The sequence below is a fragment of the Pseudomonas sp. AK-TSAG1-1 genome, from assembly GCF_056821665.1.
Genome location: NZ_CM165965.1, coordinates 5,045,246 through 5,058,846 on the forward strand (window position 1 = coordinate 5,045,246; position 13,601 = coordinate 5,058,846).

The window sequence follows — 13,601 nt, forward strand, 5'->3', positions numbered from 1 at the left end:
TAATCAATATAAAAACCTGTCATATATGACAGTAGCCAAGTCCGACCCTGGCGATCACTATTTTCCGTGCCCCTCTCACACGGAAGAAGATCGCCATGACAGCCAACACCGACAGCTCCGCAGTTCGTGACCTCCAGCGCATTGAAGGAACCCTTCAATTAAAGACAGAAAGGCAAGTCGAAATCACATCATCGCAACTTGAAACTTACGCTAGCAGAGACAAGACAAACACAACGTTCACTTTTTCTCTCAATACAATCACTAACACTCAAAGACAAACGTTCTCAATTACACTTTCAAATAAAATCACGTCAGGAACCTACCCACTAGACAGACTTGGCAACTTTATCGGCGCCCATTATCTTGAGCAATTAAAAACAGACGACGACACATATCAGAGTTTAAGCTCCGAAGGCATCAATGGCTCATTGACTATCGCGGTTGAGGACTCAGGCACCGGACAGCGCATTTACAAAATAAATACTTTCAGCATTTCCGTCAAAGCCGTTCAAGGTAACGCAGAAACCCAGGTGTTGGCTGGCAATCTCATCGTCGCACAGGGTGATGTCACACTGGATACCCTGCTCCCCAACATCAACGCACTGGCTGCCAGACTTCAAAACATAACTGGCGAGTTCAATGCCAGATTCCTGAATATAAATGGGCAGGATTCAAGGGCGCCTTATACATCCCGATCAATTCAAAATCATGCACTCGAAGATGACGACTATCTTTCATTCCGTGCCATTGCAGGCGACACCGCCTTACAACCCCGTTATGCCAGTGATCGACGCGAATTCCTGCTCAAGTTGAAAAAAGATATTTCGTCCGGCACTCATACATTCAAACAGGATGTTCCCGGCAGTATCCTTGACGTCCAGTATGCAGAAATACGTTACTCGGACATAACTAAAAATCACCAATTAATTTCAACTACCGCACTCGAAGCAACCCTCGACTTAAAGATCTCGAGCGACGGACTCTGCTACTCATCAAACGATTTCAACATCAAGATCCAGACAAGCAGCGGATCTATGCTCATCATCGAATCCAATTTCAAAATTTATTTGACGAACGAATAAAAAAGCGCTTCCGACTCAGCAGCCAAACAATACAGCGCCCTCAAGAATAGCTAATACCAGGAGCAGGCCTATGGAAACCGTCATGAACGGAACCATCAACTTCAGTATTGAAAACGGGTACTTTTTCCATCAACAAACTTTCCAATCTAAAACTACAGTGTTCCGAACGTCTGGACATCAGTTTCTCTGCAAATGGCGCTAGCACTACCAACATGCGAAGTTTTTTGGCATGGACGCGAGAATCGTTACTGGAACATACACCATCGGAGCTAACAACTCTGGTGGCTACGCTACTGGACCTTGAATACTTCAAGCCCCCCAATGGAGCCCGAGGTATCAGAACACTCAGCCGAGATGGGTAGCGCCGCATCTGTCACACTTTGTCTCATCTTCAGTTATGCTCGCCGTTCGTCGCCAACGTCGGAGCCGCTGACCTTATGTCCCCCACTCGCCTGCTTGTCCCCCTCGCCCTCTCTCTGCTGGCCGCCTGCGCCACGCAGCCCAAACAGAACGTGACTGTGGAAAAACAGAGCGAATGCCCCGTGCGACTGACCAACGGGCAAAACCTGATCGTCATGCTTCCGAGCAACCCTACCACCGGTTATCGCTGGGCTATTCAGGATTCGGCCGGTGGCGTACTGCGTGCGCTGAGCCCCGAGGTTTACAGCAGCCCGAAAGATTCCGGCATGGTTGGCGCGGGCGGCTTTTCCACGTGGCGCTTCCGGGCATTCGCCACCGGAACCGGCCGTTTGCGCCTGACTTCGCAACAGCCATGGGAGCCTGAAGTCACGCCAGCGGAAACCTTCGACTGCGCCATCTCGGTGAACTGATCGTGGGCTGGCTGATTCTGGCGCTGATGGGCGCGGTGACGTTTCTCTACGGTGTGAGCACCCATGCGGCGCTGCTGTGCCTGTTGGTCAAACCGTTACCGGTGTTGGCGCTGCTTGGCTGGCTGCATGATGCGCCGCCCAGCGACTATCGCCGCTGGATCAGCCTCGGTCTGATTTTCTCTGTGCTCGGCGATGTGTTGCTGGCGTGGCCGGGGGATCTGTTTGTATTTGGCCTCGGCGCGTTTCTGCTCGCGCACCTGGCGTATCTCAAGGCGTATCTCAGCGACTGCAAGCGTCTGGCGCTCTTGCCGCTGGTGCTTGCCCTCGGCCTCGGGGGCGTTCTGCTGGGCATTCTGATATCCGGTGGGCTGGGGCCGTTGCTGGTGCCGGTGATCGTCTATGGCAGCGCAATCAGCGCCATGCTCTGGCGCGCCCTCGCTCGCCTTGGCAGCAACGTGCCTCAGCGTTCAGCGTTGCTGGCAGCGGGTGGCGCGGTGGCATTCGTGTTCTCGGACAGTGTCATTGGCATCGACCGCTTTGTGGCGCCATTCCATGCCGCGCCGTACGCGATCATCCTCAGTTACTGGCTCGGGCAGTGGGGCATTACCGCCTCGGCATTCAACAAAAACAAGTAAAGTTGCCAAACTCACAACGTAAAAGTCTGCGACCATAACGAAAGATTATAAGAGACTGTCAGAAATGACAGTAGTTAACCTTAACCGGCCTTACTAGTATGCAGATGGCTTCAACAACCATTCTGACAATACAAGGAAGACCTTCATGACCTTCTTCAAAAGCAATAATGCAATTTCTGCCAACGCTGTAGATTCTTACATCACTGTTAGCGCTGAGACAATTGCCACAATCTCTGGTCGAGTAAAATTCGAGAGCCAGATTGTTGCGTACGAACCCGACCCTTGCGGTAGCGACATTATTGCATTGGTCACTCGTGCGAACGCTTCAGACTACTCACGCGGATGTAAAAAAGGTCTGGTGCTGGTATTCAACAAAAACATTAAACCCGGCACCTATACTGTGACCGATCCGAACTTCCCTTTCCTTAACGCCTACTACTTTGAAACCGGCACCCGCCCGGGTGATGTCAAGTCTCGTAACTATGATGCAAAAAGCGGCTCCATTACTATTGAAAGCGCAGCCGTAGATTCCGAACAATTAAAATACAAACTCAACTTCAACTTCAAGGGCGTGGACAAACGTAATCGGGAACTAAATATCAAGGGCACATCCGACTACACTGTGTTAATCGATTCCGATTAATCAACGTCAAATAATCAATGGCCAAGCCTCGTCCTTGCGCTTGTCCATTGATTTTTCCTCAGCTGTTTCACGCTTTATCAGACAACCCAAGCATCTCCGCGCCCTTTTGGCTAAAATGCCGGCCTTTTCCACCGACACCGCCGGAACCGCCGTGAGCAAAGAACCCGATCGCATTTTCGCCCAGCCGATGGCCCAGGTGCCTGACTTCGCCTTCAACGAGGACGTGGTGCGGGTGTTCCCGGACATGATCAAGCGCTCGGTGCCGGGTTACCCGACCATTGTCGAAAACCTCGGTGTGCTAGCGGCGCAATTCGCTCAGCCGAACAGCGTGCTGTATGACCTTGGCGCTTCGCTCGGCGCAGTGACTCAGGCCCTGCGTCGCCACGTGCGCACCGACGGTTGTCGGGTGATCGCGGTGGATAACTCCGCAGCGATGGTCGAGCGCTGCCGCGAATACCTCAATGGTCAGGACTCGATGTTTCAGGAGTTGCTGCCGGTCGATGTGATCGAAGGCGACATCCTCGCGCTCGACTTCAAACCAGCCTCGGTGGTGGCACTGAACTTCACTCTGCAATTCATCGCTCCGGAGCAGCGCACCGCACTGCTGTCGCGTATCCGCCAGTCATTGCTGCCCGGCGGCGCATTGATCCTGTCGGAGAAGCTGCGCTTCAACGATGCCGAAGAGCACGCGCTGCTCACCGATCTGCACGTCGCGTTCAAACGCGCCAACGGCTACAGCGAACTGGAAATTGCCCAGAAGCGCAGCGCCATCGAAAACGTCATGAAGCCCGACAGCCTCGAAGAACACCGCGAACGCCTGCTGGCCGCCGGGTTCTCGAAAGTCGTGCCGTGGTTCCAGTGTCTTAACTTTGCCTCGTTGATTGCCTTGCCATGATTGATCTGTCCCCCCTCGCCCGCCGTCTGGCCGGTACCCCGCTGGCCGACTGGGCCAATACCCTGCAAGTGCAACTCGACAAGAAAATGGAGAAGGGCCACGGCGATCTGGAGCGCTGGCAAAGTGCGCTGGACGCGCTGCCGAAGATCCAGCCGAGCGAAGTCGATCTGCTCAATGGCCTGAAACTCGACACCGAGTGCGACGACGAAACCCGCACCCAAATGCGCACCGCGCTGATGGGGCTGTCACCGTGGCGCAAAGGCCCGTTCGACCTGTTCGGCGTGCACGTCGACACCGAATGGCGCTCGGACTGGAAGTGGTCGCGGGTGTCTCCACACCTTGATCTGAAGGGCAAGCGCATCCTCGACGTCGGCTGCGGCAACGGCTATTACATGTGGCGTATGCTGGGCGCCGGTGCTGATAGCGTGATCGGCGTCGATCCGAATTGGCTGTTCTTCTGCCAGTTCCAGGCGGTGCAGCGTTACCTGTCCGAGCCAAACGCCTGGCATCTGCCGTTCCCGTTCGAAGACCTGCCGCCGAACCTCGAAGGTTTCGACACGGTGTTTTCCATGGGCGTGTTCTACCACCGCCGCTCGCCGATCGAGCATTTGCTGGCGCTCAAGGATTGCCTGGTCAAGGGTGGCGAACTGGTGCTGGAAACGTTGGTGGTTGAAGGCGACAAGCACCAGGTGCTGGTGCCGGAAGACCGCTACGCGCAGATGCGCAACGTGTGGTTCCTGCCCTCGGTTCCAGCGCTGGAGTTGTGGCTGCGCCGAGCGGGCTTCACCGACATTCGCTGCGTAGACGTCAGCACCACGACGGTTGAAGAACAGCGCGGCACCGAGTGGATGAAGTATCAGTCGTTGAGCGACTTTCTTGATCCGCAAGATCACAGCAAGACCATCGAAGGCTTGCCGGCGCCGATGCGCGCGGTGATCGTCGCCAAGAAATAACCCGACCTCCCCTTAAAAGGAGATCCCCCTGTGGGAGCGGGCTTGCTCGCGAAAGCGGTGTGTCAGGGACATCAATGTCGACTGGCCCTCCCTCTTCGCGAGCAAGCCCGCTCCCACATTTGTTTTGTTTTTATTCAGTGGATTTTGCGCGGCGCGCCCTGAAGAACTCGGTCAGCACGGCGCCACACTCCTCCGCCAGCACCCCGCCTTCATACAGTACCCGGTGATTCAAAAAGCCCTGGGTAAAAAACTGCCCCTGACTCTGCACAATCCCCGCTTTCGGCTCCAGCGCGCCATACACCACCCGGGCAATCCGCGAATGCACGATCAGCCCTGCACACATGCTGCACGGCTCCAGCGTCACGTAGAGCGTGCTGCCCGGCAGCCGATAATTGTTTACCGCTTGGGCGGCCGCACGAATCGCGACCATTTCCGCATGGGCACTCGGGTCGCTGCCACTGATCGGGCAGTTGAAGCCGCGACCGATGATCTCGCCATCCTGCACCAGCACCGCACCCACCGGCACTTCGCCAAGGGCTGCGCCTTGGGCAGCGAGGGCCAGAGCTTCGCGCATGAAATCCCGGTCACGGCTGCGGTCGATGATCGCGGCGGGGCGAATCTGGCGCATCACTTCACCTCAATGGCGGCCATCAGGCCGGTTTCCATGTGGTCGATCACGTGGCAATGGAACATCCACACGCCCGGGTTATCCGCCACCAGCGCCACTTGCGCACGCTCGTTCTTGCCCAGCAGATAGGTGTCGGTGAAATACGGAACGATCTTGTGCCGGTTCGACGCAATTACCTTGAAGCTCATGCCGTGCAGGTGGATCGGGTGTTGATACTGGGTCATATTCTTCAATTCGAAAATGTAGCTCTGGCCCAGTTTCAGGCTGGCGATCGGCCGGTCCGCGCAGGTCTTGTCGGTGATGTCCCAGGCCTTGCCGTTGATCTGCCACAGGCTCGGCGGCTTGCCGTTGTCGACGTTGACCGACACCGAACCGACCCATTCGAAATTGAAGTTGAGTTTCTCGGCATTCGCCAGATCCGGCTCGGCCACCGGGTTGGCCGGCAGGGCTTTTGGCCAGTCCGTCGGCGCATCATTGTTGGCCACCGAGCGCAATGTACCCAGGCGTACCGGGCCGTTGCGCAGCGACAATTCTTCACCGGCCGGCGGCGCCTTGATCGCCAGACAAATGCGCATGCCCGGGCCCAGCCAATATTCCTTGCCCAGCGGCCGCGGCTCGACCGGGTTGCCGTCCAGCGCATAGATCTGCGCTTCGACGCCAGGGATGTTGATGCGATACGTCAGGGTGTTGTCGAGGTTGAGCAGACGCACCCGGGTGATCTGCCCGGCCGGCAACTCGATCACCGGCGCCGGCACACCGTTGATGGTCGAAAGACGTCCCGCCGTGCCGCCACGCGCCGCTTCCCGAGGGATGCTGAATTCGACGAAATTGCCTTCATCGTCGATGTGCCAGTTCTTCAGGCTCAGGGTCTTTTCGTACTTGAACCCGGTCGGCTCGCGCTCTTCGACGATCAACGGCCCGACCAGCCCGCGCCCCAATTCTTCGCTGCTGCTGACGTGCGGGTGATACCAGTAGCTGCCGGCGTCCGGCACGCGGAATTTGTAATCAAAATATTCACCGGGCAATACCGGCAATTGCGACACGTACGGCACGCCGTCCATCTCCAGCGGCAGACGGATACCGTGCCAGTGAATGGTGGTTGCCACCGGCAGATGGTTGATGAAGCGCACTCGCAGCCATTCACCCTGACGCACGCGCAATTCGGTGCCAGGTGCCGAAGGGCCGAACGCCCAGGCCTCGGTCTTGTGCCCCGGCACCAGCTCCACGTCCAGCGGCGCGGCGATCAACTCGTAGTCGTGGCCTGCGTCAGCGTCGGCCATCTTGCCCAGCCAGTAGCGCGACGCGCCACCGGCCCCCACGCCAACCACCACAAGACCGGCCAGACCACCGAGGATTTGTCGACGGGTAAAGGACATGAACTCAACTACCTCACTATCAGCAACAGGCCCAAGACCCGCAAAAGGCGATTACGATACACCTGCGGTTGCGAAACAGTAAGGGCAGCGCGGCGACTGGTCACAGCCAACAAGGGCTGCGCCCAGATATTTTCGACAGGCATAACTATGTAGTGCACAAACCTTGAGCCAACGGGTCATCCTCGCTGCCCGATTCTCAAGGAAAGAGAGTGTATGAACGCCATCGAAGCCCGCCCGTTGCCCAATGCCGCCGACAAGGCTGCCCTCAAAGCCATCGCCACCACCATCGTCAAGACTTGCCCCGGCCTGCGCGACACCGCTTATGAAGTCGCCGGCGGTCTGCTGAAGAAATACGGCCTCGCCCACCTCGACCCGGACAAGGTCTATTTCCATCGCTTCGATGCTGCGCAAAGCAGCACCAGGACATTCACCGGTTGGGAGCACCTGTACGAAAAGCCCGCCACCACCCTGACCCTCACTCAATTGGTGATCCAGCGTTTTCGCGTTTCCGACCAGGACAACGCGGACCTGCTCGATGTCTACGCAGGCTTCTACACGGCAGGTCCGGAGGTCGACACCTTCAACGAAACCAATGAAGTCCACCTGCATGGCAATGCGGTGCTGAATGACTTCTGGAACATCGACTTCAGCGCCCTCTACACCGACAGGTTGACGGCGTTCTGGAACGACAATGCCAGCGACTTCCGCACGCTGACCAAGTGCACCTTCCTCAGTGACGCGGTGCAAGCGCGGGACAAAGGCCAGTTAAGCGACGACGACTTCCAGCACGTGACCAACGCCGTGATCGGCCCCATCACCTGGCCTGTCAGCCTGCAACTGCTGCAAGCGCAGCACACTTGCGACGGAGTTCGTACCCTGGATTTCGCCGGTTACGTTGCCACCAACATTTTGCGTTTCGTGCTCCCCAAAGGTCGGCAGATTCTTTACCTTCCCGGCGAGCACAAACCTTTTGCAGTCGTTGAGACCATCACCGACATGCACTTCTGGATGCTCCAGCAACTGAACACAGACGCGGCGCGCAAGGTGTTCATGAGCCACTACTCTCTGCGTAATCGCCAGGTCATCGGCGAAAACATCAGCGACATCATGAACCAGCTGGTGGCGATGTGGGGCACCTATGACCATCACCTGATCAATCAGGAAAACCACGTCATTGAAGGTGATGCCTTCAGTTGGTTGCGAGACGCGGCCAAAGACACGATGTTTGCCGACTCTGCGCTGTCGTTAACCTCCAATGGCGATCTACGCAAAAAACTCTGGAAAGGCTACCTCAGCGCCGGGCTGCGCTTGTTCGGCCCGATGGCCGTAGTCGGCTGGCCGGTCGCCTTGCCGGTGGTCGGCGCCAGCCTGGCGAGCCTGGGCCTGAATATCGATCAGGCCGCCAACGGCAAAACCCCGGAAGATCGCAAGGCCGGCATCCTGGGGTCAGTGCTGAGCAGCATCGACCTGCTTTTCAATCTGTTGATGCTCAAAGGCCCGGGATCGCTACAGGACATCGGCCCCGAGATTGATGCGGCCGAAGCGCAGGAAATGGCCGATCTGGTTGAGTCGACGCAACCGGCCAAAACGGCAACTGACATCACGATTGAACAGCCGACCGTGATCGCGCCAGACGCAGAAGTACCAGCGTCCTTCAAGATTGAGGGACCGCTCAGCGAAAACGCCTTGGTGCGTGAACCGGGCAAGTTTCATGGCACGTACCGGCTCGCATCGAACCCGTCGACCGCGATCAAACTCAACGACAACGCTTATTACGTGCGCTATGAAAACGGCCTCAATGGTCGCGGTCACTGGGCAATCATCGACCCGGCAAACCCTGATGCTTTTTCGGGTTCGATTCCTGTCCGCATGGGCGCCGAAGGCAAGTGGGAAGTCATCCCGCGATTGGGGTTGAAGGGTGGCATGGACGTCTTGCCCTCCACCGTAGAAAGCACGGCTGGGGGGCGCGTTGTCGAGGAATGGGCGCAATCACCCGGTGTGTATGTGACCGGTCTTGAGGATCCCGAAATGAGGGCATGGGCATTGGGGGGGCCAGATGTCCAGGGCCAATTCCGGCGGGTATGGACGCTGGGTGGCATAGATGTGCGCAGTGTGGTCGAGTCCGATCTCGAGAGTGACGGTGCCCGTAGTGCGCTGATGGCCCCTGCAGACGAACAAATAATCACGTTGAGTGAGTTCGATCTGGCTCAGGAAGAACCTCGCACAAACCTGATCAACGATGCCCGCGCCTTTTACGAACTGCACCCGCCAACACCTCGCCCGCCCGTATCGGCCACAGCGCCCACACCGACCGAACTGCTGGAGACAGCCTTGGCGCAAAAGCCCAGGCTGGTCATCGGTGAAAGTCGAGGCAGCATCGGCAGCAAGACGCTTCTGATCGAGGAGATGCCAAACCTGGCCCGTACCGGAGTGAAAACCCTGTACCTCCAGGAACTCTTGGCCAACGTCAACCAACTCGATCTGGACGCCTACGCACGTAGCGGAGAAATGTCCGAGGAGCTGGAAAATTATCTGACCCGGCTCGACATCAAGGCCGGAAACGACCCCGAAGGAAAATTCAATCTCCTGTCACTGGTGAAAGCTGCCAATGCCCAGCGTATCCGGGTCCAGGCCATCGACATGTCGACAACCTACAACATCAATAAAGACCCTCTCCATCCAGTACCCGACACTCAAATGTCGCGCAGTTTTTTTGCAAGCGAGGTCATCCGTTTCAATCAGGAATTGAAAGGCCCAGCCAAATGGGTCGCGCTGGTCGATCAGGAAAACATGGCAGCCTTCAGAGGCTATCAGGGCATCAGCGAACAGACCGATGCGTTGTGCATACGTGTCGTGGATGCACAACCTGGATCGGCACACTCCATCACGGCTGATCCCGGCGTAACGATGGAATACGCGGACTATCCCGATGCCCCTGCCTTTGAGGTAGAGGGCTTGAGCGACCCCGACAGCCTCCAGTCACTGATCAAGGGCGACTGGCGCGTGCAGATGCAAACCCCGTGGGCATACAGGACCTCACAAGAACTGCGAGCGCTGTTGCCGGAACCGGGGATGTTCACCTTTCAACGCTATAGAAGCAGCATCCTGGTGGTGTATCGCAACGCCAGCCTGCGCATGGCGGACAGTGTCGTCAGACCGACACCGGGTGGAAGGATCAATCTGGATACCCCGCTCGGGCGAGCCTACGACACCATGACGGTGGCCAATCTCGATGAGCTGAAACAACAACTGATCGCCAGAGGCATGCGGCCAATGGGCTGGCCAGAGCTGGCCGGTGAAGCTGAAGGCGCATCGTCATTGCTGGGGGACCTCGCGCCAGCGCGTCCGGGAATCCAGCGCCCGACCGTACCGTCCAACTGGCAAGCCAATGAACTGCTCGAAGGGCAAACGCCCATCAGCGATTCAGGAAAATTTCAGGGCATTTATCAACTCGACTCAAACCCTGCCACCGCCATCATGATGGACGACACCGCGTACTACGTGCGCTATGAAGCCGACGCCAACGGCGGTGGGCATTGGGCAATCATCGACCCGGAAAATCCGCATGCCTTGGCTGACTCGATCCCCGTGCGCCTTAACGCCGAAGGTGAATGGGAGACCCTGCCGCGCCTCGGCCTCAAGGGTGGCGGCAAGACACCGGCGCCGCACCTGCCCGCCTCGGAGTATGACGTCCCCACCCGACTGAGACCGGAACTTGAGGATGGCGCGGCCGGGTTAAACGATGAGGCGCTGCGCGATTACTACGATAGCCTCAACGAGTTCGATGCCTACCGTGATTTCAAGGCGATTAGAAAGCACCTGTATCGGGATGCCATCCGCTTTTATGCCGAGCTGAAGTTGCCCGGCCGCCCGCCCATTCCAACACTCAATCCCGACGCCAGCGCCGAGGAGATTATCGACAAGATCCTCGAGCATGCCCGAGGCCTGATCATCGGCGAAAGCCACGGCTCCATCGGCAGCAAGCAATGGCTGATCGAGAACATGGCGTTGCTCACCGGCAAAAACGTGAAGACGCTGTACATGGAACACCTGCTGACCGACTTCCATCAAGCCGCCCTGGATGCCTTCTTCGAAACTGGGGTGATGGCCACGGACCTGGCGAACTACCTCAAAGCCCTCGACGTCGGGAACATGACTGATCCGCTTGAGCGCTACACCTTTCTGGAGCTGGTCAAGCAAGCCCGCCAATACAGGATTCGGGTGCAGGCGATCGACTGCATGGCGAGCTATCGACTCAACGGCATGGAAAAAATCGGATCGCTGGAGCCGGCCATTCAAACAACCGCACGACAGAAAATGATGAACTACTACGCCCGCTCGATCATTCGCGCCGATCAGTCGCTACGCGGCGCTCACAAATGGATCGCCCTCATGGGCAACTCCCACGCCAACACCTACGAGGGCGTCGCCGGGGTCAGTGAGCTGGAAGAAGCCATCGGAATCCGCATCGAAGACGTTGCCGAGAATCTATCCACCGGCATCACTGTGGATCCGGGCAAAATCCTGCCGATTGGCGGGTTGGGGGATGAAACCGCATTGGTCCAGGGTGACTTGCAACTGCAAGTCGAGACGCCTTGGGCTACCAGATCAATGGCAGAAATCGACCCCCTGTTGTCCCGACACGGCATGTACACCTTGAAACAAGAACCCGGGACGACTTATCTGGTTCACCGCAGCCGCAACCGGGCGCTTGTCCGTACGCGCATCGAAACGGATAGCGGCCGCTACTACATCGAACGCCCGAACTGGCCTTCGGTCAGCGGCAAACGCTACCCCAGCATGAAAACGCTGTTGCAGGCACTGGATGACATGGGCATGCAACTGGGCGGCTGGTCACAACCGCTGTAATGCAAAAACAGAAAAGCCGTGTGAAACGGATTTCACACGGCTTTTCGGTTGCAGCGATCAAGCCTTTACGGCTTGCGCAGGATCACTCCCACTCGATCGTCGCCGGTGGCTTGCTCGACACGTCGTACGTGACGCGGGAGATGCCTTCGATTTCATTGATGATACGGCCGGAGACGGTTTCCAGCAGTTCGTAAGGCAGGTGCGCCCAACGTGCGGTCATGAAGTCGATGGTTTCTACGGCACGCAGTGCTACAACCCACGCGTAACGACGGCCATCGCCGACCACGCCAACCGATTTGACTGGCTGGAACACCACGAACGCCTGGCTGACCTTGTGGTACCAGTCGGCCTTGCGCAGTTCTTCGATGAAGATGTGGTCGGCACGACGCAGCAGGTCGGCGTATTCCTTCTTCACTTCACCGAGGATCCGCACGCCCAGGCCCGGACCCGGGAACGGGTGACGGTAGACCATGTCGTAAGGCAGGCCGAGTTCCAGGCCCAGACGACGGACTTCGTCCTTGAACAGTTCGCGCAGTGGCTCGACCAGTTTCAGGTTCATCTCTTCCGGCAGACCGCCCACGTTGTGGTGAGATTTGATCACGTGCGCCTTGCCGCTTTTCGCGCCAGCCGACTCGATCACGTCCGGGTAGATGGTGCCTTGCGCCAGATACTTGATGTTGTCCAGTTTGCAGGATTCGGCATCGAACACGTCGATGAAGGTGCGGCCGATGATCTTGCGCTTCTTCTCTGGATCAGCTTCGCCGGCCAGATTGCCGAGGAACTGTTCTTCAGCATTGGCGCGGATCACTTTGACGCCCATGTTCTCGGCGAACATGGCCATCACTTGCTCGCCTTCGTGCAGGCGCAGCAGGCCGTTGTCGACGAAGACGCAGGTCAGTTGGTCGCCGATGGCCTTGTGCAGCAGCGCCGCAACCACCGAGGAGTCAACGCCGCCGGACAGACCCAGCAGCACGTTGTCGGTACCGACTTGTGCGCGGATGTTGGCAATGGCGTCTTCAGCGATCTTCGACGGGGTCCACAGCGCTTCACAGCCACAGATGTCCAGAACGAAGCGCGACAGGATGCGGCCGCCCTGCTTGGTGTGGGTCACTTCCGGGTGGAACTGCACGCCGTAGTAAGCGCGATCATCGTTGAACATGCCGGCGATCGGGCAGCTCGGGGTGCTGGCCAGGATGTGGAAGTCTTCCGGCATCTTGGTGACCTTGTCACCGTGGCTCATCCATACGTCGAGGCCGAACAGGCCGTCAGCGTCGATGTGGTCTTCGATGCCGTCGAGCAGGCGGCTCTTGCCGACCACGTCAACGCGGGCGTAACCGAACTCACGCAGTTCGGAACCTTCAACCTTGCCGCCCAGTTGCTCGGCCATGGTCTGCATGCCGTAGCAGATACCGAAAACCGGTACACCCAGGTCAAACACGGCTTGCGGGCAACGCGGGCTGTTGGCTTCGTGCACGGACTCGGGGCCGCCGGCGAGGATGACGCCTTTAGGTGCGAATTCGCGGATCGCATCTTCGTCCATGTCGAACGGGTGCAGTTCGCAGTACACACCGATCTCGCGCACGCGGCGGGCGATCAGTTGGGTGTATTGCGAACCGAAGTCGAGGATCAGGATGCGGTGAGCGTGAATGTCGAGGGCCATGATTCAGTCTCGTCTTAAGTAATTCAGAAA

Annotated in this window: 10 protein-coding genes; 7 read left to right on the top strand and 3 right to left on the bottom strand. The window is 57.8% G+C overall.

The genetic code is table 11. The annotated features are described in order from the left end of the window. The first annotated feature begins 95 nt into the window (after positions 1 to 95). The 6 genes from AC1UK9_RS22715 (at position 96) to cmoB (ending at position 5,038) form a co-directional block, all read left to right on the top strand. Complete coding sequence (locus AC1UK9_RS22715; RefSeq protein ID WP_482578550.1) at positions 96 to 1,082, top strand: hypothetical protein; 987 nt, start codon at positions 96 to 98, stop codon at positions 1,080 to 1,082. 437 nt (positions 1,083 to 1,519) lie between these two features. After that, a complete protein-coding gene (locus AC1UK9_RS22720) occupies positions 1,520 to 1,912 on the top strand; it encodes a protease inhibitor I42 family protein (protein ID WP_482578551.1) in 393 nt (130 codons plus the stop codon). A 2-nt stretch (positions 1,913 to 1,914) separates the two neighbouring features. Beyond that, the gene (locus tag AC1UK9_RS22725) at positions 1,915 to 2,547 is read left to right on the top strand and encodes a lysoplasmalogenase (protein ID WP_473013489.1); all 633 of its coding nucleotides are present in this window, start codon (positions 1,915 to 1,917) and stop codon (positions 2,545 to 2,547) included. A 145-nt stretch (positions 2,548 to 2,692) separates the two neighbouring features. After that, positions 2,693 to 3,190: a hypothetical protein gene (locus AC1UK9_RS22730; protein ID WP_473013490.1), complete on the top strand. Its 498-nt coding sequence runs from the start codon at positions 2,693 to 2,695 to the stop codon at positions 3,188 to 3,190. A 115-nt stretch (positions 3,191 to 3,305) separates the two neighbouring features. Next, positions 3,306 to 4,085: a carboxy-S-adenosyl-L-methionine synthase CmoA gene (gene cmoA, locus AC1UK9_RS22735; RefSeq protein ID WP_177327309.1), complete on the top strand. Its 780-nt coding sequence runs from the start codon at positions 3,306 to 3,308 to the stop codon at positions 4,083 to 4,085. Further along, complete coding sequence (gene cmoB, locus AC1UK9_RS22740; protein ID WP_025109199.1) at positions 4,082 to 5,038, top strand: tRNA 5-methoxyuridine(34)/uridine 5-oxyacetic acid(34) synthase CmoB; 957 nt, start codon at positions 4,082 to 4,084, stop codon at positions 5,036 to 5,038. Before cmoA ends, cmoB begins: the two co-directional genes overlap by 4 nt. A gap of 130 nt (positions 5,039 to 5,168) precedes the next feature. Here the strand turns inward: cmoB and tadA are convergent, their stop codons facing one another. Then, positions 5,169 to 5,666, bottom strand: a complete 498-nt coding sequence (gene tadA / locus AC1UK9_RS22745) for a tRNA adenosine(34) deaminase TadA (protein WP_025109200.1) — start codon at positions 5,664 to 5,666, stop codon at positions 5,169 to 5,171. Further along, on the bottom strand, positions 5,666 to 7,042 hold the full coding sequence (locus AC1UK9_RS22750; protein WP_025109201.1) for a multicopper oxidase family protein: 1,377 nt from the start codon (positions 7,040 to 7,042) through the stop codon (positions 5,666 to 5,668). Before AC1UK9_RS22750 ends, tadA begins: the two co-directional genes overlap by 1 nt. 213 nt (positions 7,043 to 7,255) lie before the next feature. Here AC1UK9_RS22750 and AC1UK9_RS22755 point away from each other — a divergent pair, with 213 nt between their 5' ends. Beyond that, positions 7,256 to 11,911, top strand: a complete 4,656-nt coding sequence (locus AC1UK9_RS22755; protein WP_482578552.1) for a dermonecrotic toxin domain-containing protein — start codon at positions 7,256 to 7,258, stop codon at positions 11,909 to 11,911. 82 nt (positions 11,912 to 11,993) lie between these two features. On the opposite strand, the gene guaA is transcribed toward AC1UK9_RS22755, so the two are convergent. After that, positions 11,994 to 13,571, bottom strand: coding sequence for a glutamine-hydrolyzing GMP synthase (guaA, locus tag AC1UK9_RS22760; protein ID WP_482578553.1), 1,578 nt, complete (start codon positions 13,569 to 13,571; stop codon positions 11,994 to 11,996). Between the last annotated feature and the right edge of the window lie 30 nt (positions 13,572 to 13,601).

Excerpts from the sequence above, each read along its gene's own strand:
- guaA (WP_482578553.1), bottom strand. The coding sequence starts at position 13,571 with ATGGCCCTCGACATTCACGCTCACCGCATCCTGATCCTCGACTTCGGT.
- AC1UK9_RS22730 (WP_473013490.1), top strand. The coding sequence starts at position 2,693 with ATGACCTTCTTCAAAAGCAATAATGCAATTTCTGCCAACGCTGTAGAT.
- AC1UK9_RS22755 (WP_482578552.1), top strand. The coding sequence starts at position 7,256 with ATGAACGCCATCGAAGCCCGCCCGTTGCCCAATGCCGCCGACAAGGCT.
- AC1UK9_RS22750 (WP_025109201.1), bottom strand. The coding sequence starts at position 7,042 with ATGTCCTTTACCCGTCGACAAATCCTCGGTGGTCTGGCCGGTCTTGTG.
- cmoB (WP_025109199.1), top strand. The coding sequence starts at position 4,082 with ATGATTGATCTGTCCCCCCTCGCCCGCCGTCTGGCCGGTACCCCGCTG.
- tadA (WP_025109200.1), bottom strand. The coding sequence starts at position 5,666 with ATGCGCCAGATTCGCCCCGCCGCGATCATCGACCGCAGCCGTGACCGG.
- AC1UK9_RS22715 (WP_482578550.1), top strand. The coding sequence starts at position 96 with ATGACAGCCAACACCGACAGCTCCGCAGTTCGTGACCTCCAGCGCATT.
- cmoA (WP_177327309.1), top strand. The coding sequence starts at position 3,306 with ATGCCGGCCTTTTCCACCGACACCGCCGGAACCGCCGTGAGCAAAGAA.
- AC1UK9_RS22720 (WP_482578551.1), top strand. The coding sequence starts at position 1,520 with ATGTCCCCCACTCGCCTGCTTGTCCCCCTCGCCCTCTCTCTGCTGGCC.